A 5,054-nucleotide genomic window follows, 5' to 3' on the forward strand; every position below is an offset into this window, starting at 1 on the left:
TGGTAATCTTCTGGGCAGCGCCGGAACCATGGCTGGCATCATAAGCATTACCATTCCATTGCAGTGCGTCGCGTTGCAGATTACTGATGTTATTCACCGCAGAACTCAGACTACTAGACAAAGTAGAGATATTACTGTTGGTAGTAGAGAGCCCGGTATTGTTACCGGCAGTCGCAGTGGAAAGACTACTGCTCAGTGAGGTGGACAGATTATACAGCTGGTCACCGTTAACGGCATCGGTAGAGCCACTGCTAAGTATACCGTTGGCTACGTTAGTAATCTTCTGGGCAGCGCCGGAACCATGGCTGGCATCATAAGCATTACCATTCCATTGCAGTGCGTCGCGTTGCAGATTACTGATGTTATTCACCGCAGAACTCAGACTACTAGACAAAGTAGAGACATTACTGTTGGTAGTAGAGAGCCCGGTATTGTTACCGGCAGTCGCAGTGGAAAGACTACTGCTCAGTGAGGTGGACAGATTATACAGCTGGTCACCGTTAACGGCATCGGTAGAGCCACTGCTAAGTGTACCGTTGGCTACGTTAGTAATCTTCTGGGCAGCGCCGGAGCCATGGCTGGCGTCATAAGCATTACCATTCCATTGCAGTGCGTCGCGTTGCAGATTACTGATGTTATTCACCGCAGAACTCAGACTACTAGACAAAGTAGAGACATTACTGTTGGTAGTGGAGAGTCCGGTATTGTTACCGGCAGTCACAGTGGAAAGATTGCTGCTCAGTGAGGTGGACAGATTATACAGCTGGTCACCGTTAACAGCATCGGTAGAGCCACTGCTAAGTGTACCGTTGGCCACGTTAGTAATCTTCTGGGCAGCGCCGGAGCCATGGCTGGCATCATAAGCATTACCATTCCATTGCAGCGCATCGCGTTGCAGATTACTGATGTTATTCACCGCAGAACTCAGACTACTAGACAAAGTAGAGACATTACTGTTGGTAGTAGAGAGTCCGATATTGTTACCGGCAGTTACAGTGGAAAGACTGCTGCTCAGTGAGGTGGACAGATTATACAGCTGGCTGCCATTAACGGCATCGGTAGAACTATTGCTCACTGTACCGTTTGCTACATTGGTAATCTTCTGGGCAGTGCCGGAACTATGGCTGGCATCATAAGCATTACCATTCCAACCCAGTGCATCGCGTCGCAGGTCACTGATGCTGGTGTTAACCTCTGCTAAGCTGGTCGACAGCGTAGCTGTTGCGCCGGAAACTGTATCCAGACGGTCAATAGCACCATTCAGTCTGCCAGTCAGATTACCTACAGAGGAGGAAACGGTGTTGAGTTTATCATTGGTGGTAAACAGCTGACCGCCTGTTACTGCCTCATTTGAACCCAGTTCAATTTTTCCGCCTGTAATATTGGTGATTTTTTTGTAGTTTGCATCATAATTTTCACCATTTATTTGCAGGGCATTCTGATCCAGAGTATTGATTCTATCTGTAGCAGAAGACAAATTATCGGAAATTCTGGAAGTGGATTCAGCAATACTGTTAATCCGCGTATTGGTCTTATTCAGGCTATCATTCAGATTCGCCACTGTAGAGCTTAAGCTGCCTACCCTCGAATTAGTCTGATTTAGCTGACTGCCATTGACTGCATCGGTGGAATCCGGGGCTAAATCAGCTTCGGCTACGCGGGTGATTTTCTGCGCCATAGTAGAACCATGGCCGGCATCGTAGGCAGATCCATTCCATTGCAGAGTATTGTCCTGCAGTCTGGTTACAGCAGCAGTTACTGAATTTACCGAAGTGGATACAGCATTAATACTAGAATTTGTAGTATATAGCTGGCTGCCATTCACTACATCTGATGAATCAGGTGCCAGTGAACCGTTTGCAACATTGGTAATTCGATACCGGGCATTGGTAACACCATGGCTGGCATCATAATAACTGTTGCCATTCTCTTCCTGTACCCATTGCAAGCTGTCTTTTTCCAGTTTGTTTACTGTATCGTTCACTTTGTGTACTGAGCTGGAAACGATACTCAGATTGGAATTAGTAGTAGATAACTGGCTGCCATTTACAGCATCGGTAGAGTTATACGTCAGATCACCGTTAGCTACATTGGTAATCTTCTGAGCCTGACTGGTACCATGGCTGGCATCATAGGCACCAGAGCCATCGGTATTCTTTTTCCATTGCAGCGCATCAGACTGTAAAGCAGCGATATTGCTGTTTGCTGTACTGATATTACCATTGATATTGGTCAGATCACCGGCACGGCTTACAACAGTAGACAGTGAGCTGAAGTTGGTAGCAGAAGAGGTGGATAACTGATAAAGCTGACTGGCATTAACCGCATCAGTTGAGCCGTCTTCCAGCTGACCGGCAGCCACATTAGTAATCTTCTGCGCCTGAGTGGTGCCATGGCTGGCATCATAAACACCTGAGCCATCGGTATTTTTTTTCCATTGCAGGGCATCAGCCATTAGCTGAGTAACATTATTAGTGATGTTGGTAACATTACCTGTATTGGCCACCGCTGCGTTCAGATTACTCAGACTGGTTGAAGTGGTTGTAGACAAGCTGTAGAGCTGAGCGGCATTAACCGCATCAGTAGAATGCTCATCCAGTACACCGGCCGCTAAATTACTGATTTTCTGAGGACTGGATGTCCCGTGACTGGCATCGTAAAAACCAGAACCATCAGCATTTTCATGCCATTGCAACGCATTACTAAGCAGAGAACTAACTTGATTATTCAGGATATAAACATTGCTGGCAACAGTAGAAATATTACCAGTAGTAGCTACCGCTTCATTCAGATTACTCAGACTGGTCGAAGTGATTGTAGACAAGCTGTAGAGCTGAGCGGCATTGACTGCATCAGTAGAATGCTCATCCAGTACACCAGCTGCTACATTACTGATTTTCTGCGGATTACTTGTTGCGTGGCTGGCATCATAAAAGCCTGAGCCATCAGCATTACTTTTCCATTGCAGCGCGCCACTGAGCAGAGTGCTTACATGGTCATTTAAGACATTGACATTATGAGAGATATTGGCAATATTACCAGTAGTGGCTACCGCCTCATTCAGATTACTCAGACTGGTTGAAGTCGTTGTGGATAAGCTGTAGAGCTGGGCAGCATTGACCGCATCAGTAGAATGTTCATTAACCTGACCGGCGGCAATATTAGTGATTCTCTGCGCACGGTTGGTTCCGTGACTGGCATCGTAAAAACCAGAGCCATCTGCATTTCCATGCCATTGCAGAGCATCAATAACCAAATCATTCACTTTAGTAGTTAATGTACTGATATTACTGTTAACATTCGTCAGATCACCAGCACGATTTAAAGTAGATGATAATGTACTCAGTCCGGTAGATGAAGAAGTAGATAGCTGATAAAACTGAGCAGCATTGACTGCCTCAGTAGAGTATTCATCTATATGACCGGCAGCAATATTGGTGATTTTCTGCGCACGATTAGTTCCGTGACTGGCATCATAAGCTCCGCTACCGTCTACATTACTTTTCCACTGCAATGCATCAGATTTTAAAGCTGAGACATCGTTGCTTACCGTATTCAGTTTACCGGTAGTGCTTAGAGCAACAGTGGATAAAGAAGTGATACCACTAGCAGAAGAAGTAGATACCTGATAAAGCTGGCTGGCATTGACTGCATCAGTAGAATTGTCTGCCAGCTGACCGGCAGCCACATTAGTAATCTTCTGCGCCTGATTAGTACCATGGCTGGCATCATAGGCACCAGAGCCATTGACATTATTTTTCCATTGCAACGCATCAGACTGTAATTCAGCAACAGAACTGCTCAGTGTACTGATATTACCATTTACATTGGCTATATCACTGACACGGCTCACAGCGGTAGACAATGAGTTAAAGCTGGTAGAAGAAGAGGTGGATAAATGGTAGAGCTGACTGGCATTAACCGCATCAGTAGAATTGTCTGCCAGCTGACCGGCAGCCACATTGGTAATTTTCTGTGCCTGATTAGTACCATGGCTGGCATCATAAAAGCCTCCGATACCATTGACATTATTTTTCCATTGCAGTGCATCAGACTGTAAAGCAGAAACATTGCTGCTTACCGTATTCAGTTTACCGGTAGTGCTAAGAGCAGCGGTAGATAAAGAAGTGATGCCGGAAGCAGAAGAGGTGGATACCTGATAAAGCTGGCTGGCATTGACTGCATCAGTAGAATCGTCTGCCAGCTGACCGGCAGCCACATTAGTAATCTTCTGCGCCTGATTAGTACCATGGCTGGCATCATAAGAACCAGTACCATCGGCATTGTTTTTCCATTGCAGCGCATCAGACTGTAAAGCAGAAACATTGCTGCTTACCGTATTCAGTTTACCGGTAGTGCTAAGAGCAGCGGTAGATAAAGAAGTGATACCGGAAGCAGAAGAGGTGGATACCTGATAAAGCTGACCGGCATTAACCGCATCAGTAGAACCATTTATCAGCTGACCGTCTGCCACATTGGTAATTTTCTGCGCCTGATTGGTACCATGGCTGGCATCATAGGCACCAGAGCCATCGGTATTCTTTTTCCATTGCAGCGCATCAGATTTTAAATCAGCAACAGAGCTGCTCAGTGTACTGATATTACCATTCACATTGGCCATATCACTGACACGGCTCACAGCGGTAGATAAAGAAGTGATACCGGAAGCAGAAGAGGTGGATACCTGATAAAGCTGACCGGCATTGACAGCATCAGTAGAATTGTCTGCCAGCTGACCGGCTGCTACATTGGTAATTTTCTGTGCCTGATTAGTGCCATGACTGGCATCATAAAAGCCGCCGATACCATTAACATTATTTTTCCATTGCAGCGCATCAGACTGCAAAGCAGAAACATTGTTGCTTACCGTGTTCAGTTTACCGGTGGTGTTTAGAGCAGCGGTAGATAAAGAAGTGATACCGGAAGCAGAAGAGGTGGATACCTGATAAAGCTGGCTGGCATTGACAGCATCAGTAGAATCGTCTGCCAGCTGACCGGCAGCCACATTAGTAATCTTCTGCGCCTGATTAGTACCATGGCTGGCATCATAAGAA

1 protein-coding gene is annotated in these 5,054 nt (G+C 46.1%); it reads right to left on the bottom strand.

The features are described 5' to 3' along the window. Positions 1-5,054: S-layer family protein (locus tag H3U82_RS08845; protein ID WP_198210208.1), on the bottom strand; the 5,054-nt coding region annotated here is incomplete at both ends.

This window comes from Snodgrassella sp. W8132, assembly GCF_016100865.1.
Lineage (GTDB): Bacteria > Pseudomonadota > Gammaproteobacteria > Burkholderiales > Neisseriaceae > Snodgrassella > Snodgrassella alvi.